Raw genomic sequence first — 22,605 nt, forward strand, 5'->3', positions numbered from 1 at the left:
CTTTATTGTTTTACAAAACGCGTAACGGCAGACCCGTGTTCGCTTGTTAATTTGAACATATAATACCCCGCAGGCAGGTTGCTGATATTTACAGGGAGGCTGTTGCTTCCGGTTCCGATAGCAATTGTCTGCTGCCCCATGGTTTGTCCATTCATGTTAATAATACTTACAGTAACGGTGCTTCTTACGGGAGAAGTAATAGAAAGTGTGATTTCGTTTCTGGCAGGATTTGGATACACACTGCTGATAGTGAGTCTGGCAGCTTGCTTACCTTTTATCTGGATCACATTGCTGAATTTACTTCTGCCATCACGATCTACCTGGCGCAGCCGGTAGTACTGCACCGTACCGGCAGGATTTCCATCGGTATAGCTGTAATCCAGGTTGATGCCACTGTTGCCATTGGAAGCACGTGAATTCACAAAACCAAGCACGGTATAATCTGTTCCGTTTTGAGAACGCTGTACTTCAAATCCCTGGTTGTTTTGTTCGCTTGCAGTAGTCCAGTAAAGTTGATTGACATCGCCGGTTTGTTCACCGGAGAAAGACAACAGGTTAACCGGAAGCAAGACTGCAAATGTGCCGCCGATACCGAATTCGGAGAATCCGGACATGCCGGTTCTGGAGAGAATCGGTGCCGCATTGCTACCGCTGCCGGTTACATGCGTACCATCGAATACCCATGGAGCAGAAGTATTTGTTCTTTTCGTCAGTACCAGTTGTGTGACATCCGTTACGTCGGCAATGCCTGTTGCGGTGAAGGTTCCGGTATAAGTACCGCCGGTTAATCCGTCGTCGGCCAATACACGCCAGTAGCCGTCATTAGAAGTATTGGTGATGGTGATGGCTCCTTCTGTCAATGGAAGGCCGTTGCTGCCACCGGGGCTGGATACCCATTGTGTGGTGAGCGAACCACCGGCGGAGGGGGCGGCCGTAAAGTTGATGGAAGCATTACGCTTTGCCGTGGCAATACCTACCGGAAAATCAAAGTTGCCGGTAGCGGTGCCGATCCAACGTTTGAAGCGGCCGACGATCGTACCACTCGTGTAAGTATAAGTACCAAGTGCTGCAGCGGAAGTTCCTAAAGTAAGCAGGTTGCTCCCGGTGGTAATATTTCCCCCTCCCATTACCAGTGTATTGGTGGTGATGTCGCCACCATTTATGATAACACCGTTTGGATTGCCGACATTGAATACATTCAATGTGCGTGAGGGCGGTACTTCCGGACCGGTTGTTCTGGTGGTCAGTTCGGGCGCGTAGATTAAATTCACACCACCGGTTCCCGGATTGAAGACAGGGGGCACATCAAAACCGGTAACGGTTGAAGTCACACCTGCTACACCCAATTGAACAGTTCCGGTAGTAGTACCACCGTTGCCGATGGTGAGTTTGTTGGCATTGGTAACACCGCCGCTGAAATTATTAAAACGTAATGTCACGATCTGGTTTACGGCAGGGTCAATTACAACGCCTGCGGTATTATCTACTTCAAATGCAGTAAGAGGTGCGGTAACAACGCCTGAACCCGAGTACGTTACAGGACCTGAACCCGTGAGAAAATAGAAACGCGTGCTGGCAGCAGTACCTGTTAAGGTGCCATTATTAGTAAAAGGCGAACCTATTACCAGGCAAACCTGTCCGTTAATCACCAGTGTAGCGCCAGGGGTAATGGTAGTCGATCCCTGCAGGTTGATCTGGGCACCTGCTGTGGCTGTTTTGGAGTTTGTTGTATTGTCCACTACGAGGCTGGGTATATTACCGCGTATGCGGAAATTGAAATTGGTAGCGGTCGCGGCCGTTCCCGCGGTTAACGTGCCGCCCGTATAATTGAATGCGGCAGTACTGACGATCCAATCGACAGGGGTAGCGCCGGTGCAAGCCTGTACCATGTTGATATTACCGCCACTCATGGTAAAAGTAGCGGATGCGGGTATGGTAAAAGAACCATTCGTTGTGCCGCTTCCGGAGTTGCCGACTGTAGCCACATTCACCACGCCACCGCTTTGGGTATAGCTGATGGCGGTAGAAGGATTCAACCTGCCGGCAATATTAAGCGTTCCTCCTGCAATGTTAAAGGCTGCCCCTGCTGCGCCGGTGACCGTGTGCGCGTTGGTGGTACCGATATTCCAGGTTCCGCTGCTTACCCGCATAAGGCCGTTGTTGACAGCATTACCTGCCTGGGCGGCGATAGTAAAGTTGGGATTATTCAACCATACACCACTTGTGGCGGGAATGGTATAAGCGGCCGCACTGAAGACACGGCCGGTGTAAGTAAAGGTGCCGGAAATTTTAAACGTACCATTGGTAAGCACAAGGAAACCGCCTGTCACATCATCGATCACACTTCCTCTCACGGAGAAACTGGAAGGATTCAGTTCAAGAACAGGTACGTTGGTGGTGCCTTTATTGATAGTGATCTGACGGATATCGGTGACACTACCTGTACCGCCAAACGTATTGTCATTGGTACCGGTAAAAGTGATGGTCGCAGCGGCAGCATCGGTAGCCGTGCTGAAATCCAGCGTACCGTTATTGGTAAGGTTGCCTCCAACAGACAGGTTATGGGTTGTAACAGTACCAGTGGTTGCCGATTGCAACAGACCGCCTGCGGCTACTGTAACGTTGTTGTAAACAGTAAGTGCCCTTGCTGTGGCAGCCTCAAACTGAAGCGTACCGGAAGCGCCTCCGCCCACGGTAAGGTCATAGGCATTGCCGGCAATATCTATCGTTACTACATCGCCATTTACGATGATCACTTTATCGTTGGATGTGGGAATCGCGCCACCGGTCCAGGTGCTTGCGGCGCTCCAGAGACCTCCGCCTGTTCCGTTGGACGTAATCGTAGGTGCGGCAGGCGTCGCCTGGGTACCGCTCAACACAGTACTCAGTGCGCCCTCCGTTACGGCGTAAACCCTCCATTGATAAGAGGTATTCTCAAACAGGCCGGCTTGTACTGAAGACACGGAATTAGCGGCCACTTGGTTTACAAAACTGTAATTGATTCCATCGGTTGACCGGTAAATAACGTAACCAACTTCATTGGAGGCGTTGTCAGTCCAGTTCAGTGTCATACCCGTAGGCGCGACAGCCGTGAAGGACAATGCCGATGCACCGGTTGGAACAGGTGGTGTAAAGCTGAATGTTCTTCTTGAGCCATCAGCAGCGGAGGTTAATGCAGGAACGGCACCGGCAGTATACAGGTTATTAACGGGACTGGCGCTGCCGCTGTTATAGGTTGGTGCGGGTGTGCCACTTTGTGCAGCGGTAACCGAACCTACCGTACCAATCGCATTACCCGAAGAAAAGCCTATTTGTGGTGATGATGAATTGGCATCCGCCGCACCCGCAGCACTCATATTCACGCTGCCGTAAATAAACTCAATCACGCCCGATGTTTCATACAGGTTTACCTGGTAAGTGACGTTGGCTGTACCGCCCGCATTAAAGTCGGCCTGCATATTGAGCCATTCGACGATCAGTTTCCTGTTAGGAGATGTGCCGGTTACCCGGTAGTGCACCTTGCCGGAACTGTGGGTACGTTGATCGGTACCGTAAGCTGTAATCAATGCCTGCGCGTTCTGTGCCAGCGGGTCATACAGCGTACTACCGACAGCCGTGGCACCTAACCGCAAGGTTCCGTTGCTGTTAACACTGAATTGCGTGTAACGTATACCCTGGAAAAAAAATTCGAACCCGATGTTGGTAATGGCCGAAGCAGCATCATCCTGATCGGCGGCGATCAGTTGCGTAGTTCCGGTTGCCATGTTGGTGAGAGAGCCTGTGGTAGTCGTTGCGTAGCTGTAATTAGCTACATTCTGACCAATAACGGTGGTGGCTGCCAGGCATAGCACAGCCAGGAAGAGGTAGACTTTTCTCATAATAGTGCAGTAGTGGTGGTTGTTAAAGTGAACCTAAGTTATGCAAGAATTGAGAGAAAACCATTAGTCCGAAAAAAAAATATTTGATCATGCCTCCTCACCTGGCCAATCCTCTGTCAAAAGACTTTGGTAACTCCTGGAGTTTAATCGCGGGGACATACATCTTCGCGATAGTCTGCGCCATGTAGGGATACATATCGGCGTAATTGCTCAGCACAATGATGGTCAACTTGTCTTCAGGGAAACGGATAACGTCCGCCAAACCTGGACCGCCGCTGTGACCGGTCATTACATGGCCTTCGTTATCCTGTATTGTCCAGCCGAGTTGTGTAAAGCCCCCCTTGACAGTTGTGCTGCGCGTGATCTGCTCCTGGATAGTTTTATTAATAAAGACTTCCCGGTCCAATGCAATTGCCCATTTCACTGCATCGCTGACAGATAAAAACATTCCCCCGGCACAATATGAGGCAGGCGAATAAAATCCTTTAAAGATGAGCGGACCGTTCTTTCCTTTGGTAAAGTTCTGCGACTTATTTGCTACCGGCAACATCGTTTGATAGGGATGACTCCTCACCTCCACATCAAAACCACTGCTGGCCATGCCCAGCGGGGTAAACAACTCTTCTTTAAAAACCTGTTCGATGGGTTTACCTCCTATTTTCTCCAGTATATATTGCAGTACAAAATAATCGCCGTTCTGGTACATTTGTTTTGTGCCGGGCTCAAATACCAGGGTCGAGTCTTTCAATTGCTGAACCAGCGTGTCCAGTGGCAGTACGCGCACACCGGTTGCGGCCACGGTGCCGAGGTAACCGCCCAGCGTCGATGGCCAGCGAATGCCCCCCTCATGGGCCAGCAGGTGTTTGATTTTTATGGGCTCCCATATAGCCGGTACAACTGAAATATATCGATTGATCCCGTCTTCAAGATCCAGTTTTTTCTCCTGTATCCATTTCATCACGAGTGTTGAGGTAAAAAGCTTGCTGACGGACGCGATCTGAAAAGTTGTGCTGGTGGTTACCGGAAGATTGTATTCGATATTGGCTATTCCGTAAGTATTGCTGTGCAGTACTTTGCCGTTTTTTACCACTGCCACGGCCACCCCGGGTATACCGAGTTCCTGCATTTCTTTTTTTATATAGCGGTCAATTTCAGGATTTGTTTTTTGCGCAAGGCAAAAGAAGGGAAACAGTAGCGTAAGCAACAATAATTTAAAATTCATTGTAAAAAAAATTTGCTGTTAAAAATTCATTTACAATGTTTTAATACCCGATGCCCCAAAAATAGTATCATACGCCTGAATAGCATTACCGCTCATGGATTTTTTTATTTGCTGATATTTTCGTCAACTGAACAATAGCCAGCTGTACCATCCATAAAAAAACTGTCCCGGAACCGGGACAGTCATTATTAAAACTAAGGAAAGATTATCTGTTGCAATCCGCCGTCCAGGTAGCTCCATCTTTTGCGTAACCGATGGTTAATTTGCTGGCGGTGATACGGATGATTTTGGTCACGTCTTCGTCAATGGAAACAACCGTGTTGTCGCCATCCTTTCTAAAGCGTACGCCTGTCAGATCAGGTATACCATCCGAAAAAACAAAATTATAATCGCTTCCGACCTTCACGACAGTCACCTTGCCATTGTCGTTGGATTTGGATTCGGATCCATTCTGGTAGGTCACACGGCCGTTGTAAGTACCAACAAATACGTCGTTGTCGGCGGGGTCGTCATTTTTGCTGCACGACACGAATACCATACCGGCCATTAATACTACAGCCACGATAGAGAAATACTTAAGGAAATTTTTCATAAGTTAACTTTTAAAAAAATGTTTAATTGAGATTAAAGTTTGTCGATCCATTCTTTTACCTGTTCTTTGGTCTTACCAGTCTTCTGCTGCAAACGGCCGAGCAGTTCATCTTCTTTGCCTTCTTCGTTCAGCAGATCATCATCTGTCAGATCAGCATACTGTTGCTTGATCTTGCCTTTTAATTCGTTCCAGGTTCCTTTTAATTTTAATTTCCAGCTTTCCATTTGGGTTGTTTTTAGGTTATTAATTGTTTTCGCTCATTTTTTTCCGGTTGAGGATATAACGGATACTTACTGCTCCATTCAGTGGAGAAAAATTCTTTTCTCCACTGAAATAATAAGTTGGCATCCAGTCCGCCTGCAGATTGATGGGCGCTCTCAGGATTCTCCAGTCGACACCTATGACACCGGAGGCACCCAGGCTCTTGCGTTTAAAATGATAGCCGGGTCCAAGACCGATCAACGCAGAGAATTTATCGCCCAGCAAGGGTGCATGTTTTTCAAACAGCGCATTGACAAAAACGCCTGGCTTTTCTTCTGAAAGAAAATCATTTCCCAATACGCTTTCAAAGGCGAAATTCTTTCCGAAAAACTTTTTGTACGTGATACCGAAGGATCCGCCGCCGCGCAAACCGAGCATGGACTCACGCGGAGTATACTGCGCGTTTACTTGTGTAGTCAGTAATAAAAAGATGGCTGCAATAAGTGCTTTGTTCATAGATGCTATTATATCAGGTGAATAAAAAAAGGTGACAGGAAAAGTGGGTCAGGCAGAAACAGGGTTATTTATTACGGCCTAATTTGAGAAAGATACCGACATCGAATGTCCAGAACTTGTCGGTTGGTTTGGCATCAATACCGGTTGTTACACCCGGCACACTGATTTCGTCCTGGTTGCCGGAGCCGAACAGGATGTTATAGCCGGCCTGACCAAATAAACCGATCGCGCCCAATTCAACATTTAATCCGGCCCGCGGTGCCGCACCGAAATATGTTTTTTTATTGGAAGTGTTGTGATAGGAACTACTGCCGTTATCCTCTACAACAGAATAAACGTGTTGGGTAAAATATGCCCCAACGTCCGCTCCTAAATAAGGACGCAAAGCGGTTTCACCGAAGTAATAATCAACCGATCCCGTAACAGGTACGATCGTATTGCCTCTCGACACACGGTAGTCCGTACCGTTAATGGTCGATTTCTCAGTCTTCATGTCCTTTGGATAAACCCTGGCACCCACGCCCAGCGCCAGTTTATCTCCCAACAAAAACTTAAGATGGCCACCACCGCCCCATTGCGAGCTACCTGTTCCCTCGAGGCGGGAACCGTGTAAGCCTATTTGTATTTGAGCGTGTGATACACTGGTGAGAACTGAAAAAAAGAGAGTGAGTCCCAAAAAATGAAGTCGTTTCATACGAATGTTTTTTTAATAGATTAACGATACATTTTTGGTCACGGAGGGTATCGCTATCCATAAAAAAACTGTGCCAATTATCAAGCGCCTTTGTGTAATGATCAATGCAGAATGCGGCATTCTTTTAAGCAAACGTTTGCGAAAGAGTTTTAAGTATTAAGTAGTAAGTTATAGGTATTAGGCTTACACCGAATATCGTCAATACTTTACTTGAAGATAAGTAGCTATGATTTATCACATTGCTGACTTATAACTTACTACTTATTACTTACTACTACTTCTTACAACCTCTCAATCTTAACATTTCCTAAATAATAGAAATTATTATTCCCTCCGCCATTCTCCCCTCCCTCAAACTTTATCCCTTTGATTTTATAAGAACCGGGTATAGCTTTCCTGCATTCATAGATTTCGCTTCCATTCGCCAGCAATTGAAGACTTTCTCCTCTTTTGACTATTTGAATATTTACCTTATTCGCCGGTTTATCATTTGAAAAACCCGGTATTTTGTAATATGGATAATCAATTTTATTTGCCTGGTTACACGCGCCACTGTTATATCCTTCGCCCAGCCAGTAATCCGCACTGAAAAACCCTTCGTTGCCATTAGAACCGGGTTGCAATACGGCTATCGATGACTCTTCTTTTTCTCCGACCAATTTTATCCATAACGGTTTGGCATAATAGGGAAACCCCTTCTCCACCGCCAGTTCGAAACTGAGGCTGAAATTATCGGGTAAGAAACTTGACTTAAGTTTTGGAGATACACTGTTTGACGCCAGTTCCAGCCACTTGCCATTTCCCGCGATTTCCTTCACTTTTGCTTTGCTCCCGCTGCTAAAGTAAACGTCACTGTTCCAATCGGGCGAATAACTATTGACCGCAGCGGTGGAAAAATCGTCGAAGAATAAAACATTGGCATTCTTCAATGCCGCCTCTTTTTGTCTGGATGCAGGCAGGGATTGGGTTTCTGACGGTGAGGCTGCCATAGGCGAACGAAGCGGCTTATAAGGAACGATCACTTTTTCGTTACCGAAAAAATAATCATGCACATATTTGAAGTTGAAATTGTTCAAAATACTCTCCATCATGTGTACATAGGCATCTTTGTTGGACATATTTAATGACCAGTAAATGGCTATCCATTGCGGGTTGTCTGTTTTACAAGCTTCCATCGCACTTTTTTTCACACGCAGGACCGGAAAACTCGACCAGCCTTTTTTGGTCTCCAGCGGACTCCAGATTCCTTTGTCCGCCGCATGAATGCTGTAAAATCCGATATCGGTCATGGGGTTGACATAAGCATCTTCATTCATGCGGTTCTTATACTGCTGCCGTATCAGGGCAAGATTTTTTTGTGCCCGTTCCAACGCACCGGCCGGTGTCTTGTTGTTATAATAATCGTTGTGTTCGTAGTAGGTTTTGCAAAGCCATGGAAGATTTTTTTCCAACCGGTCAAAAAACTCACTGAACTTGATACCTTCAAATGGCAGGGGCTGGTTGTTTTTGGTGATGATGACCACATAGGTTCCTTTACCACCGATCAGGTCCAATTCCTGCGGAATCACAAAATGCAGGTACGGCCGGAGATTGGGATGTTTATCAAAATTGAGGTAAGACGACTTGTCTGCCGAAAGCGGATACTCTTCGGCACTTAGCTCGCCGGGAATATACCGCGGCATGATAAAGAAATTTTCATCCGGCGTTGAAATGCAGTTGATGGCTGTGGTAAGATATTCCAGTTGATTGGCCGAGATAAGCCAGTTTTCCCGGTCGGCATGATTGGCATTCTCCACGAATGTATTGTCGGGTTTCTTTACGACGGGCCAGTACATATAGGAAAAAGCGCCGTACAACTGTGGAATCGCCTGATCATAATAAAAAGTAGTGGAACCGGGATGCCGGTTTGGGTCAGGATTTCTGTTTTGAAAATACTTAGCAATGCCCAAACATCCTCTTGGTGTATAACTGGCCTGCGTCCACTGAATGAATTTGCGGGAATTATCGATCTGCCGTGCGGTGTAATTCCTGCCGTTGAGCGTTTTGCCGGTGACCTTAACATTCGGATCAGACAAACCACCTTTCCATCCGAGGTACAATCCTTCGGTCTCCGCAAAACCAAGTGTTTTACCAACCGGCAGGCTCTGAATAGTACGCTGTGCATATCCTGCGATGGATACCAGGATCAACAGTAACAGGAATATTTTTTTCATGCCCTAAATTTCCCTGCTACAGCGCGAATAGCGCCCCCCTGAAACAGTGATTTTTAAAAGGTGGAAGGAATAAGGTTGAAGGTGGAAGGAATAAGGTTGAAGGTGTAAGGCCCGAAACTTCGGGCCGAAACTTCGGGCCGAAGCTTCGGCCTAAGGCGTAGGATGCAAGGCGTAAGGTTAATAACTGTAAGCCTATTCACGATTGACGATTCACGATTGACGATTCACGATTGACGATTCACGATTCCCTCCCCTAACTTTGCAGCATGCGCTTCGACACCCAACCCATATTAGAAAATCAGCGATTTGTGCTCTTTCCTTTACAGCAAAATGATTTCGCTGCCTTGTATGCCGTTGCCTCCGACCCCAAAGTATGGGAACAGCATCCGAACCATGACCGCTGGCAGGAAGATGTATTCCGTGTGTTTTTCGACGGCGCCATGGAAAGTAACGGCGCTTTCAAAGTAGTGGACAAGGATTCAAACGAAGTGATCGGCGGAACACGCTTTTATGATTACGATCCGGAGACCGACAGCATATTCGTTGGTTATACTTTTTACGCTACCAAATGCTGGGGCAAGGGCATCAACAGCTCTGTCAAGGAATTGATGTTTGACTACGCTTTCCGATTCATCACTACTATCCGCCTGCACGTTGGCGCTAACAATATCCGTTCTCAGATAGCAGTTGCCCGCCTGGGTGCAACAAAAACGGGAGAGCAGAATATGGCCGCTCCCGGAGAAACGCCGAGGATAAATTTTCTATACGAGATTGATAAGGAGACCTGAAAAAATGGCCGTATTAAGTATTGAGTATTAAGTAGTAAGTATTAAGTAGTAAGTAAAACAGCCTGAGTAAGAGGCAGGTCGCCGCAAGTGCATATCCATTCACCTATTCACCATTGACCCTCACCTTGTCTTCTTCAGCTTCACCGTTGCTTTATCGCCGTTCTTTTTAATCGTCACCACTTCCTGCACCGTGGCTTTGGCAGATACAGCTATATCATGGGAAACCGTATTCGCCGATGTGCCCTGAAACATGCCGTTGATATAAGTGTCTGTATAACCCACCACTTCGGTTTGCGTGGCCTGATGGACGTATTCAAATTCCGTATAAAGCAGGTATTCTCCCGGCTGCAGGTTCACAAATTCGAAATGGCCCTCGTCATCGTAAACACCCGTCACTTTCATACAATCCGCCACATCTTTGGGCAGGGGAATGGCCCGGCCTGTTTTCCTGGATTTCTTGTTCAGCTTCAGCCATTCTTTAAAGTAAGCAGTATAAGGAATCAGCACAACTGAAGTGCCTTTAGACGCATACTGCCGCTTGTTTATATTCAATACGGCTATGCCTTTTATAGGGGCCTGGTTATCGCGTGCAAATACCTGGCCGGTAACAACGCTGTTACCGGTCGTGATCATCTTCATGGTGGCGTTCTTGTCAAATGTGGCTGTAAAAGGGTTGTAGTCCGTTTCTTTATCGATGAGCTGAAATTGTTTTCCGCCGGCGACCAAATCTATTTTCCAGATACGGCGGTTGTCCTTGTCGATATAGTAGTCATAGGTATCACCTGTTGCCTCTTCCAGCACACTCACCTGCCATACTTTGTGACTTCCTGTGACGGGGCTTTCGTAAGTATTGCTTCTTACTTCCACCACTTTCACCTTTTTTACATTGTTGTTATTGCCATGTTTGTAGTCATATACAGCAAAATCGGTTTTGTAACCTGACGCCAGCGGCAGCATTCCCAGCAAATAGGGATAGGTATAACTATCGACAAAACTATTCACCACCGGCTCGGTCACCTGATGACGTTGCCTCGTTTTTTTATCGAGGTAATAACCCCTCACTTCTGTTCCATAATGCAATGCATATTCGCGTTCTTTATTGTGCGATGCACGATAAATAGGCATCAGTGTTTTCCAATCTGATATAGACGTATCGACCCATTTATCATTAGTCCCGATAAAAGCAAGCATCGTGTGCACCACCAATTGATTATTATGCTGGCTGACATCTATGCGGAAAGAGCAGATTTCTATTTTGCCCCCATTCTGCAAATAATAATAAGCCATTTCAGACCGGCCAGAGCGATGCCATTTTTTATCGAAGAGACTTCCCGGAGCCTGTGCAAGCAGAGATTGGGAAAAGAGGACAGTCAATAGTAGAAGAAGATACCGCATATCGTTCCGGATTTTTAGCCAAGAAATAAACGCAACAAATTTAGCGGCAATACGGGCTTACCCAGCGCCATCATCTATCAACGACAGGAATCAGTCTACCGAAAACCGGCAATTACTAACTGAAAGAGCTTTTGCTTTATAAAAAAATAATAAGTCTGCCGCCGGGGCCCCTCAATTGTTATTGCTTTGCAAAAAAGAGCCAGGTCATTGGGCAGTTCAATTCTTTGATCTATATTGACCACAGCAAATGAAAACACTGGCCGCCACCTTTTTGCTGACCGTTTATCTTCTCGCTTCTACAGAGGCGGGGCAACTATTGAAATTTCCGGCCATTTACCATCATTTTACAGAACACCGTAAAACAGAACCGGCTACGGGCTTTTTTTCTTTCCTGGCAATGCATTACTGGAATAATCACGCCCACCATGGCAAGCATTCTTCCAAACACCAGCATCTTCCGTTTAAGAATAGTAGACATTTACCTGTAATGGCCACGGCCGCACCGGCCTTTCTTCCTTCGAGAATTGCCGACACACCGGAACCGGTGATTGTAGTTAATCCCCCCACCTGCCACACGGATCTTCACGCAGGTACAATAAGGGATATTTTCCAGCCTCCGCGTCTTTCCTGAACTATGCTACTTCCGACTGCTTAGGCAGTAATAACTGATCAGTGATTTTATTCACCGGTCATTACCCTTATTTAATACCTCAACATGAGAACGATCATTTGTGCCTGCCTCCTCTGGGCTTTGCCGGCGTGGAGTCAGTCTGTCGCTTTCAGCGACATTATGAATAATGCCTTAAAGGAAAATAAACCAGTAGTCATCAGTTTCTCCGGATCGGACTGGTGCCTGCCGTGTATGCGTATGCACAAGGAAATTTTCGATACGGACCGGTTCAGGCAGGCCACCACCAGCTTTGGATTTTACAATGCCGATTTCCCGCGCCGTAAGAAGAATATGGTGCCAGATGCTGTACGTGCCGTCAATGACTCGCTGGCCGCACGTTTTAATCCTGAAGGAAAATTTCCGTTTACGGTGGTAATCAGCCCCGGCGGAAAACTCATCCATTCCTGGGAAGGATTTCCTGATTCAGGCATTGAGTCATTTTATACAACACTTCAAACCATCCGGAATGATTACGGAAAATGACCTGCATGTAAGCGCCGAATATAAAAAGACGGCAAGATTGATGGGCAATCAATTTGAGATTACGGTTGTGTCCGGAGAAAAGGAATATGCCATGCAGCAAATAGCAACGGCGATTGCGGAAATACAAAGAATAGAAAGCCTTTTGTCCACGTTCCGCGAAGACAGCCAGACCAATGCGATCAACAGGATGGCCGGCGTTGCACCCGTTAAAGTTGACCGTGAAGTGTTTGAACTGATCAGTCGCGCGCAACGGATCTCAGGTCTTACGCAGGGAGCTTTTGACCTGAGTTACGGGTCGGTAGACAAACGGCTCTGGAATTTCGACACGCACATGACCAGTCTTCCGGATAAGGAAACAGCCCTGGCCAGGGTAAAGCTGATTAACTACCGCAACATTGAACTCGATGAGGCATCCTGCTCCGTATTCCTGCGGGAGAAAGGCATGCGGATAGGATTTGGTGGCATTGGGAAAGGCTATGCAGCCGATAAAGCGCGGCAGTTATTGATTGCGCAGGGCGTTGCTTCCGGCATCGTCAATGCCTCCGGCGACCTCACTGCCTGGGGCACGCAGGCAAACGGAGAGTCCTGGACGGTAGGCATCGCCCATCCCGACCATGCCGCCACCCCATTTTCCTACCTGAAAGTTTCCGGCATGGCCATGGCCACATCAGGCAACTATGAAAAGTTCGTCCTCATCAATGGCCGGAAATATTCCCACACCATCAATCCGCGCACCGGCCTGCCCGTCACCGGCATCAAGAGCGTAACGGTATTCAGCCCTTATGCAGAGTTGTCCGACGCAATGGCCACCCCTTTGTCGATCATGGGCGTAAGGGCCTCCATCGAATTGGTGAACCAGGTGCCCGAACTAGCTTGTATTCTTATCGACGACGATAACCATCTCTATTCATCCAACAACATTCACCTGACATGAAAACACACCTTAACAAGTACGTCCTGTTTGTCGCAGGCTCGCTCCTGCTCACGCTGGCCGCCTGTACAACCGTAAAAGAGTACCAAAAAAACAAACTCAACGACGCCGAAATGTCACTCGGCAACCGGAAAGCAGAAAAGACCGAACTCAATTTCCAGTCGTACCGCGAAGGTTCTTCGGGAGCCAACGGCGGTAAGAACGGCGGAGGCTGTGGCTGTAATTAAGACGATCATTTTAAAACTACTCTAGATGAAACGTATTTTCTTAAGTGCTATAGCCCTGATGAGCCTGCTGAACCTGCGGGCGCAATCGACCGGCGACAGCACCGGATTCAAATCACGTAAACTTAAAATAGACGAGATCAACCTGGTGTCCAGTTATTATAGCCAGAGTGGTGAACATGCGGCCGTAACTGGTGGCATCGGCTCACAAAAACTCAGCGACATTGCCAACACACTGGACATAAAACTCATCAGTTATGACAAGAAGCTCCGCAAGCATACATTTGATGCGGAAGTTGGCATCGACCATTATACCTCCGCCTCTTCGGACCGCATCGATCTGAAAGCAAATTCCTCCGCCTCGCATTCGGATACGCGAATTTATCCTTCGCTCAACTGGACCATGGAAAACAACCGGAAAGGAAACGGAATCGGTGCAGGCCTTTCCTACTCGAGTGAATTCGATTATCAATCCCTGGGCGTTTCGGGCAGCTTTTCCAAAAAGACCCACGACCGCAATGGTGAATTTAATATACGCTTGCAGGCATTGTTTGACCAGGTATCCGACATCAAACCTGTAGAATTGCGTACCGGAGGCAACAGCGGGGAGGACGAAAGTTATCCCAAACAAAACCGTCGTACACTGGCCGCTGCGCTCAGTTGGTCGCAGATCGTAAATGAGCGGCTGCAGGTGGCATTGATGGCGGATGTGGTGCAGCAATCCGGTTTTCTCAGCCTGCCTTTTTACCGTGTATATTTTAACGACGCCTCCGTACACCAGGAGTATTTACCGGACACCCGGTTTAAATTGCCGGTGGGAATAAGAGCCAGTTATTTTATGGGCGACAAGGTGATCCTGCGTGGTTATTATCGTTACTACGCCGACAGTTGGGGCGTGCGTTCGCATACCGCCAACCTGGAAGTACCGGTGAAGCTGAATCCTTTCGTATCAGTTGCGCCCTTCTATCGCTTCTATTCGCAGACAGGAACACGTTATTTCGCTCCCTACGGCGTTCATACTGCTGCTAATGACTATTACACGAGCAACTACGATCTGTCAACCTTTCAAAGTCATTTTGTGGGTGCTGGTATCCGCTGGACGCCGCTTAAAGGCATTGCAGGCATTCAGAAATTGTCGATGGCCGAAATTCGTTACGGGCATTACACAAAAAATATTGCCATGAATGCAAACATCGTGACGCTGAATCTCCGTTTTCGCTGATACATAGTTCAGCTAACAAAAATCCCCGGCTGCAAAAGCCGGGGATTTTATTAATAAGGTTATTCAGGCGTTGGTTATTTTCCGCCCAGGGCGAAGAATATGCCTACCTGGATCACGCTGTTTTTGAAATCGGGATCGAAATCGGCATTGGAGTCGAAGTCGCCTACTTTAGACAGACCCGCCATATAACGGGCACCAATACCAAAACCACCGGCAGACTGGAAACCAAGACCGGCACCAACAGAGAGGTCAAGATTTTTAGCGAAACTGCGGAAGGTCTGGTCAGGGATGTCTTCAGAAATTTTGAAGCCCACCTGCGGGCCTGCTTCTACATAAAATCCACCGGGTGAACGGAATTTCACCATCACCGGTACCGTAACATAGGTAAGGCGGAAGCTGGTATCAGCATCTTTGAGTTTCGCACCGGCTGTAGAAACCAGGGCTTCCGGTTGCAGAGAAATCGCACCCAGCCGGAAATTCATAAAACCGCCGGCATGAAAGCCAACCAGCGCCTGCTTATCCAGATTATCAAAACGGCCGCCGCTGAAATTGGTAATGTTCAAACCAGCTTTAAGGCCGCCCGTGATCTGCGCAGAAGCTGCTTGAGAAAGGGCAACAATCAACGCAACAAATAAGGTTTTTTTCATAAAAAACAATTTAGTTTGCAAAAATAGATGATTCCTGATTAATCGCTTTTTGTCTAATTACCTGATGATGAAAAATATACTGTTGTTTGGCGCGGGCAAATCCGCAACCGTTCTGATCGATTATTTACTCAACAATGCTGCCAAAGAGCAACGGCATTTGTACGTGGTTGACGCCAATTACGAACTGGCCGCTTCCAAGATCGGCAACTCCCCACACGGTACACCGCTGTCATTTGACATAGCCGACGCGGATGCGAGAGCAGGTTATGTAGCCAAATCATCGCTCGTCATTTCCATGTTGCCTGCCGCGCTTCACAGCCTGGTGGCGACGGAATGCCTTGCGCAGGGTAAACATCTCCTCACCGCTTCCTATGTGGATCCCGGCATCCGGGCGCACGCAGAGGACATCGCCGCCAAAGACCTCATTTTCCTTTGCGAAATGGGACTGGACCCCGGTATCGACCACATGAGCGCCATGCAGCTCATTTCGGACATCCGCAACCAGGGAGGTACCATCCATTCGTTCCTGTCACATTGCGGCGGCCTGGTGGCGCCCGAAAGCGACGACAATCCCTGGCATTATAAGATCAGCTGGAACCCGCGCAACATCGTACTCGCGGGCAAAGCAGGCGCCGTATACCGCGAAAACGGCCAGGAAGCGCATACGGGCTACCACGATCTTTTTGCCAACCGCAGGCAAGTGCCCGTTGCCGGCCAGGGCAATTGGGGCTGGTACGCCAACCGCGATTCACTCAGCTATGCGCCGCTTTACGGCCTCGAAGACGCGTCCACTTTTATCCGCACCACTTTGCGCCATCCCGATTTCATGGAAGGCTGGGAGCAGATTATCGGGCTGGGCCTCACAGCCGAAACACCCGTTTATACCACCGATGGCCGTTCGTTGCAGGAGCTGTTTCAGCATCACCTGAACGAGCATGGACTGTCAGATACGTATCAACAACTGACAGCGGACGCGCAGTCCGTTGTGGCAAGGCAATTGGCTTTTTTGGCTTTCGATACGCCGTTGCCGCTTTCCCGTCCGCAATACAGCCCGGCAGATTTGCTGCAGGAAGTGCTGGAAACCAAACTCGCACTGCAACCGGCCGACAAAGACATGATCATCATGTTGCACGAAATCGGTTACGAACTGTCGGGTGAGAAAAAGGAAGTACGCAGTTGCCTCGTGGTAAAAGGTGAAGATCATTTGCGGACTGCCATGGCCAAAACCGTTGGCCTGCCATTGGGCATCGCCGCCAAACTGATCCTTAACGGAACGCTGACTGTACGCGGGCTGCACATTCCGGTGATAAAAGAGATTTATGAACCCGTACTCAAAGAACTGGCCACACTCGGTGTGGCGTTTACGGAAGAGCACGTTTAAGGTTTCACTTCAATTATTTTCTCCGCTAATTTTTTGTACGCGATATCGCGGTACACGATTGTGTATTTACCCGGACGTAAATACAAAGCATAATAGCCGTTGTCGGCTGCTGCAAATGTCTGATCCGCGGGCACCAACTGATCGACAATAGCTGGTTGATATTCGTCTTCATAGTAGGCCTGCACCATAAACATGTAGCGTTCGCCCGGTGCGATGAGCGTTTTTTTGCGAACATCGCCCATCTTCAGCCAGGTTGGTCTTCCGTCTTCGTAAACACTTGCCGGATGTACAACCTGTATATCGTAGCCGGTTTCATCCATCAGTTTAAAGGGTTGCTGTTTCTGCAACAGCAGCACCGGCTCCTGTATGGCTAATCGTTTGGTTAATTGCGCATGAAAATAGGCACCTTCGGCAAATGTGCTGCCCTCTGTCATGAGCGTCTGATCGATGGTCAGTGGATCGATATTGCTCAGTTTTTTAAAAGCCAGAGCCATTGGCACATAATCTTCACCCACTGGATCTTCAGCTATATGACCATATCCTGCCAGCACGATCATGCGGGCACTGCTGTCTTTTTTGATGACCTGGTATAAATGCGATGCCTGTGCCGAATCTCTTTGTGAGGGAGTATGACCGGCAGCAGTAGTATCCTCATAGGGCACGAGCGTGTATCCTTTCTCCAATGCATGACGCACGAGTTCTCCGCCTATCGGTTCGTTGGTATAGTGACCTGTAAAAACATTCAATTCCGTTGGTTGGAAACCCGCCGCATGACGCAATGTTTCCATGGCGAGGTAGCGATAGCCTTCCTCATATAATTTATCAAGCAATGAATAAACGAATGCGCGGTGTTGCGGTTTGTCAAATGCTTCGTTGATCATCAGCACGCGCTCCCGCATGGCCCGACCGGTAACATAGGCCGTTGCCTCCATCGATTGCACCCGTTTGAGCTGATCGATGTAACGATCGATCTGTCTCTTCTTTGCTTCACTTACGGGACGATAGGATTTTTGTCCATAGCTGAGTGCAGCGCTGTAATCACCTGCCATGGAAAGAAACTGGGCAAGGAATTGTTCGAAGTTGCGGTCGCCCATTTGTGTACGCCAGCGTTGTTCGAATGCAAAAGCCTGGTAAAGCGGATACAGGTAATGACTGGCCGAACCAAGCACCAGGGTGAGATGCCTGCGGGCCGAATCAGCCGCTACAGGTGGATAAGTACTTACATAACGCCGCAGGTTCTGCAAACGTGCCGGCTCCTGCGCAACCGCTTGCTGACAGGTGATCGTAACGATCAGTAAAACGCTGAATATTCGTTTCATCAGGTTGCAATGATACGGGGTCCGGTGTTACCAAAAGCCTAAAATTGCCTGTCAGACAATGTTCAGCGGCTGGAAGTCTTTATACAATACCAGCCGGGTTTCCGCCGGTTCTTTCTGGAACCAGTTTCGCAGAATGCCCGCATACAAAGCACGGAAGTCATGTTGCATGCCCACATTGTCTTTTACGTTGGCCTGCTCCGGTATATCGGGGCTGGTGCCCATCACGCCCGGTTTTACTTTGTTGCCAAACAGGATCACGGGTGCGCCGGCGCCATGGTCGGTACCGCCGCTGGCGTTGGATTTAATCCTTCTTCCGAACTCAGAAAAGGTCATGCCCAGTACGCGATCGCCCACGCCGAGTCCGTTGATGTCTTCCATGAAAGCGCCGATTGCTTCGGACAGGCGGCCCAGCAAACGGGCATGATTACCGCTGGTGGTATCACCCTGTTCGGTTTGTCTTGAATGCGTATCGAAACCGCCCATGCTCACCATGTACACTTTTGTTTTCAATCCGCCTGCGATCAATCGTGCAACGATCTTCAACTGATCGGCCAATGGGTTTTTACCGGCGGCAGGATATTTATCGGATTGTTGTTTCACTTTCAATGCAGCCTGTTTGATCACGCCTGCATACTGATCCGTTTTCATAGACATCTGCCGGATATAAGCGAGCTGATCGCCTGCACGGGATGGTGACTGGGCAAAGGGCTCACTTTTTAGCAACGCATAAAAACTGGTAGGATTACTGATGGCCATGCCCATGGTAGTAAGCGGCCCCTGCAATGCGGGCGATACAATGCCGCCGATCTGAATCGCGAGCGGGTCGGTCATTTTGCTGCTGGGATAATCGGCCGGAAATCCCGGATAAGACTCGTCGAGATAGCGGCCGGCCCATCCACTTTCCAGTACCTGGTCGCTGTCGGCGCCGGTGAGCCAGATATCGGTGGCGCGGAAATGTGAGAAATTGGGTTTGGGATAACTCACCGCCTGCACGATAGAAATTTTTCCTTCACTATATAATTGCTGCATATGCGTCATCGCGGGATTCAAACCGGTATGATCCACGCCCTGCAACGTCAATATTTTTTCTTTGGGAATAGCGATATTGGTTCTCGCCGCATAATAGCGGTCATATACATCGATTGGGATAATTGTATTGAGGCCGTCATTACCACCATTCAATTGTACCAACACAAGCACACGGTCGTTCTCCTCTCCTGCTTCAATCAGGCCGGCCAGTGGTGATTCGGCAAACGCCTGCATGGAAAATCCATTCACCAGCATCGGCAAAGTGACCGATGGCAACGTAATGCGGAAAAAGTCTCTTCTTTTCATAACAACCTTTTTACATCAGCATAATTGATATTCCGGCCTGTTCATCATATAGCGATAGAGCGCTTTCAATTTCTTTACCACCACATCTTTGTTCTTCTTATCGTCCGGATTTTGCAGAAAGGCTTTCCATGCATCCGTCCAGTAATGATCCGATTGCATATTGGTGAGGCCCGACAACAACGTATTCACTTTAATGAACTGCTGCTCTTCGGGTGAAAGACTGACGGAGTAAAACAATTTACTCAATTCAGCGATTAACGCATTTGGATCTTCGGCTCTTGGAATGTCTTTCGTGAATTGCAGCACATCCACCACCAGTTTCGCTTTGCTACGCGTGAGCCCATTGTTGATCATGCGGTCGGTAAACTGGTTACGCTTGGGTAATGTATCTGAACTGATCCACAATTTGTCGTATTGCGGCTCCTGGTAATAAGCCTGCCAGCCGGCAACATTCGGCGGGTCGCCGATATTCTGCTGCATGGAGGATGCCTGTTGCTGCAATTGCAACCATAAACCATATTGATCGGGTACGGCGTTGGCATTATCGAACTTCACTTCAAACTCGCGGCAAAAACCAACGACCAGGTCAACCGGACTCTTGATCATCCCACCATAATTGGCAGCTTCAAAAAAATGATCACTGCTGAACAAGGCTTCAAGCACAGGTTTGATCTCGTATTTATTTTTCCGGAAAACGTCGGCCAGCGGCGTAATCACATTGGCCTCCGCCTTATCATCTATCTGGTGATAAACAAAAAAGCGATAGAGTTTGCGGCAAATGAATTTTGCTACTTCCGGTTGCGCAAAGATCATATCGATCAGTTCGTCAAGTTCTTCTTTCCCTTCTTCCTTCTTGCGGCCTTTGATTACAGTGTTATGGTAAAATTCCGAGAATTGTTTATCCGTGTCGTCGTGGCGGCCCGGTTCAAATACGGAGGTAAAAGTTTTATTGTCGATGCGGTAACCTGTCAATACGCGTGCTGCTGCCTTTACATCGTTTTCCGTGTAACGGGAATCGGGGCCTTTGCCGACCGTAAATAATTCCTGCAACTCACGACCGTAATTCTCGTCGGGTGCTTTTTTGGTATTGGCATTGCCGTTGAGGTATTTGAGCATGGCCGGATCGAGTGTGATGGCTTTCACCATGTCCTTGAAATTGCCCAGTGCATGTTTACGCAACAACTCGTTGTGCCGGTAAATATAAATGGCATTATCGATCACGGCCGTTTCGGTGGCAAAATGGTTGTGCCAGAACAGCACCATTTTTTCGCGGATGTTTGGCGATTGATTAAGCATCTGGCTAACCCACCAGGCTTTAAAAGAATTTTTCCGTCGTCCATTATTCTTGCCATTGGTAATGGTGGCGGTTATCCAGGTTTGTCCTTCCGGTATTTCCTCGTCTACATAATAATTAACATCATCTTTCTTCTCGGGAGGATCATTGTAGTTATTGACAGGAGGTGCGGGCATGTCTGTATCCGCCAGCAGCTCCTGCATGATCTTTTTAATTTTTTTGCCGGAGAAATGGTGCAGGTCGTTTTCGGATGCGCCAAACATGGCGCGCCGCAGCAGGTGACGGAGCTGTGTATCGTTGAGTTTGCCTTTAACGGGTGCGATACCTGCTTCAACAGCCTCTTTAACTGCATTAAAATCCCAATCACCCGCAGCCGGCGTTTCGCGGCGGCGCAAAGTGCTGAAAAATGATTTTCTGTCCATACCGGAGGATTAACACCGAATGTCAGAAAAAACAGTGCCAGATGGGTTGTTATCTTTTCACAGACTGTTAATACCGAGGCGTTCAAGGAGTTCGGCAACGCCCTCGGTTGCTTTTTTCTCAATCACGTGGAGATTGGGCTTGCGGGTTACTGACGGTATCGTTTTATCTATAATATATTTCGGAACCTCGTCCGGGACAAAATCCAGCAGGCCGGCAGCCGGATAAACGGCCAGGGAAGTGCCGATTACTACGAAAATATCGGCTTGCCGGACTAAGTTCGCCGCTTCTGCGATAAGCGGCACGGGTTCTTCGAACCACACGATATGCGGCCGGAGTTGTGCGCCGTCGTCTGCTTTGTCCCCCGGATTTATATCGCCGTGAATCGGATACACCAGGGTTTCATCTTCTTCGCTGCGCATTTTAAAAATTTCACCATGCAGGTGGAGGATATCGGTACTGCCGCCCCGTTCGTGCAGATCGTCGATGTTTTGGGTTATGATCTTAACGTCAAAGTTTTTTTCCAGTTGGGCCAGTCCGCGGTGCGCGGCATTGGGTTGTGCATCGGCCACGTTGCGTCTTCTTTCATTGTAAAAGTCGAGCACCATTTGTGGATTTCGGCGCCACGCACCGGGCGTTGCCACATCGTAAACATTGTAGCCCTCCCACAGACCATCCGTATCGCGAAAAGTTTTTAATCCGCTTTCAGCACTAATACCTGCCCCGGAGAGCACGACGAGTTTTTGTTTCATGATAATTCAAAAGTAAAAAATCAAAATTCAAAAAAGCGCATTCAGGGGCTGGTGTTTTTGCGGTAATATTTGCGTGAATAAGTCAATAGTGAATGGTCAATGGTGAATGGTGAATCAATGTCGTTTCCTTAAGGCTGAAGTTCTTTGACAGGTGTTAAGTAGAGAAAAAGTTTGTTATTTTTAGGATAGGATTACAGGGGGGTATTGAATAGCGAACCTGTTTTTAGAGTAACCTATCTCAATGAATTAACTCAAAAATTACATAATGAACAATTTGTTAGCGACTGCCGTACAGAATCCGGCCGGAATGGATTTGTCCGTGATCGCAAGCTGACCTTTGTTCATTTGATTGTTCTGTTAGTGCAGGGCCTTTCCCGTTCCATACAGCGTGAGCTCAACAGCTTTTACCAAAAGATCCTGGACAGCGA

Annotated in this window: 21 protein-coding genes; 8 read left to right on the forward strand and 13 right to left on the reverse strand. The window is 48.0% G+C overall.

Features of this window, described 5'->3' with window-relative positions:
- Positions 1–2: 2 nt before the first annotated feature.
- The 7 genes from H608_RS0108835 to H608_RS0108865 all read right to left on the reverse strand — a co-directional run bounded on the left by H608_RS0108835 (position 3) and on the right by H608_RS0108865 (position 9,316).
- Entirely contained in the window at positions 3–3,878 is a 3,876-nt protein-coding gene (locus tag H608_RS0108835) for a beta strand repeat-containing protein (RefSeq protein WP_028787361.1), read from the reverse strand.
- A 97-nt stretch (positions 3,879–3,975) separates the two neighbouring features.
- Positions 3,976–5,100 (reverse strand): serine hydrolase domain-containing protein, encoded by a 1,125-nt coding sequence (locus H608_RS0108840; protein WP_028787362.1) that lies wholly within the window; start codon positions 5,098–5,100, stop codon positions 3,976–3,978.
- A 205-nt stretch (positions 5,101–5,305) separates the two neighbouring features.
- A complete protein-coding gene (locus H608_RS0108845; protein WP_028787363.1) occupies positions 5,306–5,692 on the reverse strand; it encodes a hypothetical protein in 387 nt (128 codons plus the stop codon).
- Between the two features lie 32 nt (positions 5,693–5,724).
- Positions 5,725–5,916 (reverse strand): CsbD family protein, encoded by a 192-nt coding sequence (locus H608_RS0108850; protein WP_028787364.1) that lies wholly within the window; start codon positions 5,914–5,916, stop codon positions 5,725–5,727.
- Between the two features lie 19 nt (positions 5,917–5,935).
- Positions 5,936–6,409: a hypothetical protein gene (locus H608_RS0108855; RefSeq protein WP_028787365.1), complete on the reverse strand. Its 474-nt coding sequence runs from the start codon at positions 6,407–6,409 to the stop codon at positions 5,936–5,938.
- Between the two features lie 64 nt (positions 6,410–6,473).
- Positions 6,474–7,103 (reverse strand): hypothetical protein, encoded by a 630-nt coding sequence (locus H608_RS0108860; RefSeq protein ID WP_155990101.1) that lies wholly within the window; start codon positions 7,101–7,103, stop codon positions 6,474–6,476.
- Between the two features lie 281 nt (positions 7,104–7,384).
- Positions 7,385–9,316, reverse strand: coding sequence for a hypothetical protein (locus H608_RS0108865; RefSeq protein ID WP_028787367.1), 1,932 nt, complete (start codon positions 9,314–9,316; stop codon positions 7,385–7,387).
- 266 nt (positions 9,317–9,582) lie between these two features.
- Here H608_RS0108865 and H608_RS0108870 point away from each other — a divergent pair, with 266 nt between their 5' ends.
- Positions 9,583–10,104, forward strand: coding sequence for a GNAT family N-acetyltransferase (locus tag H608_RS0108870; protein WP_028787368.1), 522 nt, complete (start codon positions 9,583–9,585; stop codon positions 10,102–10,104).
- A 120-nt stretch (positions 10,105–10,224) separates the two neighbouring features.
- On the opposite strand, the gene H608_RS23535 is transcribed toward H608_RS0108870, so the two are convergent.
- Complete coding sequence (locus tag H608_RS23535; protein WP_155990102.1) at positions 10,225–11,499, reverse strand: DUF3108 domain-containing protein; 1,275 nt, start codon at positions 11,497–11,499, stop codon at positions 10,225–10,227.
- A 247-nt stretch (positions 11,500–11,746) separates the two neighbouring features.
- Here H608_RS23535 and H608_RS23540 point away from each other — a divergent pair, with 247 nt between their 5' ends.
- The 5 genes from H608_RS23540 to H608_RS0108900 all read left to right on the forward strand — a co-directional run bounded on the left by H608_RS23540 (position 11,747) and on the right by H608_RS0108900 (position 15,029).
- On the forward strand, positions 11,747–12,130 hold the full coding sequence (locus H608_RS23540; RefSeq protein ID WP_051268152.1) for a hypothetical protein: 384 nt from the start codon (positions 11,747–11,749) through the stop codon (positions 12,128–12,130).
- A gap of 84 nt (positions 12,131–12,214) precedes the next feature.
- Positions 12,215–12,652, forward strand: a complete 438-nt coding sequence (locus H608_RS21775) for a thioredoxin family protein (protein WP_051268153.1) — start codon at positions 12,215–12,217, stop codon at positions 12,650–12,652.
- Positions 12,636–13,586, forward strand: a complete 951-nt coding sequence (locus H608_RS0108890; protein WP_028787370.1) for an FAD:protein FMN transferase — start codon at positions 12,636–12,638, stop codon at positions 13,584–13,586. Before H608_RS21775 ends, H608_RS0108890 begins: the two co-directional genes overlap by 17 nt.
- Positions 13,583–13,810, forward strand: coding sequence for a DUF4266 domain-containing protein (locus H608_RS0108895; RefSeq protein WP_028787371.1), 228 nt, complete (start codon positions 13,583–13,585; stop codon positions 13,808–13,810). The genes H608_RS0108890 and H608_RS0108895 overlap by 4 nt, the downstream gene beginning before the upstream one ends.
- A gap of 25 nt (positions 13,811–13,835) precedes the next feature.
- The gene (locus H608_RS0108900) at positions 13,836–15,029 is read left to right on the forward strand and encodes a DUF3570 domain-containing protein (protein WP_028787372.1); all 1,194 of its coding nucleotides are present in this window, start codon (positions 13,836–13,838) and stop codon (positions 15,027–15,029) included.
- A 74-nt stretch (positions 15,030–15,103) separates the two neighbouring features.
- Here H608_RS0108900 and H608_RS0108905 read toward each other — a convergent pair whose 3' ends face one another.
- The gene (locus H608_RS0108905) at positions 15,104–15,676 is read right to left on the reverse strand and encodes a porin family protein (RefSeq protein WP_028787373.1); all 573 of its coding nucleotides are present in this window, start codon (positions 15,674–15,676) and stop codon (positions 15,104–15,106) included.
- Between the two features lie 67 nt (positions 15,677–15,743).
- Between H608_RS0108905 and H608_RS0108910 the strand changes: the two genes are divergently transcribed.
- Positions 15,744–17,057, forward strand: a complete 1,314-nt coding sequence (locus H608_RS0108910) for a saccharopine dehydrogenase C-terminal domain-containing protein (protein WP_028787374.1) — start codon at positions 15,744–15,746, stop codon at positions 17,055–17,057.
- Here H608_RS0108910 and H608_RS23545 read toward each other — a convergent pair.
- From H608_RS23545 to H608_RS0108930, 4 genes are read right to left on the reverse strand one after another with little or no spacing between them, the layout of a single operon-like run.
- On the reverse strand, positions 17,054–18,376 hold the full coding sequence (locus H608_RS23545; RefSeq protein ID WP_028787375.1) for a hypothetical protein: 1,323 nt from the start codon (positions 18,374–18,376) through the stop codon (positions 17,054–17,056). The genes H608_RS0108910 and H608_RS23545 overlap by 4 nt on opposite strands.
- 51 nt (positions 18,377–18,427) lie before the next feature.
- Complete coding sequence (locus H608_RS21785; protein WP_038007892.1) at positions 18,428–19,711, reverse strand: DUF1501 domain-containing protein; 1,284 nt, start codon at positions 19,709–19,711, stop codon at positions 18,428–18,430.
- A 15-nt stretch (positions 19,712–19,726) separates the two neighbouring features.
- Entirely contained in the window at positions 19,727–21,427 is a 1,701-nt protein-coding gene (locus H608_RS0108925) for a DUF1800 domain-containing protein (protein WP_051268154.1), read from the reverse strand.
- A gap of 57 nt (positions 21,428–21,484) precedes the next feature.
- Positions 21,485–22,177 carry an SIR2 family NAD-dependent protein deacylase gene (locus H608_RS0108930; RefSeq protein WP_038007908.1) on the reverse strand — a complete coding sequence of 231 codons (693 nt, stop codon included), beginning with the start codon at positions 22,175–22,177 and terminating at the stop codon, positions 21,485–21,487.
- 204 nt (positions 22,178–22,381) lie between these two features.
- Between H608_RS0108930 and H608_RS24630 the strand changes: the two genes are divergently transcribed.
- A partial coding sequence (locus H608_RS24630) for a hypothetical protein (protein WP_028787378.1) occupies positions 22,382–22,605 on the forward strand: 224 nt, incomplete at its 3' end.

This window comes from Terrimonas ferruginea DSM 30193 (genome assembly GCF_000425585.1).
In the GTDB taxonomy this organism is placed as follows: domain Bacteria; phylum Bacteroidota; class Bacteroidia; order Chitinophagales; family Chitinophagaceae; genus Terrimonas; species Terrimonas ferruginea.